The sequence below is a fragment of the Streptomyces sp. DH12 genome (assembly GCF_020873895.1).
In the GTDB taxonomy this organism is placed as follows: Bacteria; Actinomycetota; Actinomycetes; order Streptomycetales; family Streptomycetaceae; genus Streptomyces.
Window position 1 is genome coordinate 1 of record NZ_JAHWGT010001405.1, and the last position, 415, is coordinate 415.

A 415-nucleotide genomic window follows, 5' to 3' on the forward strand; every position below is an offset into this window, starting at 1 on the left:
CCAGAAACTTGTGCGGGATGTCCTGCGCGTCGGCGATCGCCTCGGCCTTGAGCGGCCCGCCGTACCCGGCCGACGCGAGTTGCAGCGCGGCGCGTACCGCGTAGTCCGCCCTGGCGCAGATCCGCATGCCGACTTTATCCCGCACGGCCCGCGCCGCCCTCCACCCGCGGTCGGGGCCGCGGACCCGGGCGGTCAGCCCTGCGCCTGCACGGCGAATAGGACGCCCACCGCGGTGGCGAGGGAGCCCAGCAGAAGGCTCAGCCCGGTCTCGGGCAGTCGAGGCTGGAGCCGCGCGCCGAGATACCCGCCGATCAGCCCGCCCAGCCCGCAGGCCAGTCCCAGGTACCAGTCCGGGGCCACGTCGCCGGTGCCCGCCAGGGACAGCAGCGCGAAGGTGGCCGCGCCCGCCACGGAG

Annotated in this window: 2 pseudogenes; both read right to left on the reverse strand. The window is 75.4% G+C overall.

The window, feature by feature from the left end:
• A pseudogene (locus LPA54_RS40295) lies at window positions 1–127 on the reverse strand (transcriptional regulator); the annotation flags it as partial.
• Between the two features lie 65 nt (window positions 128–192).
• Window positions 193–415: pseudogene (locus tag LPA54_RS40300) on the reverse strand (TSUP family transporter); the annotation flags it as partial.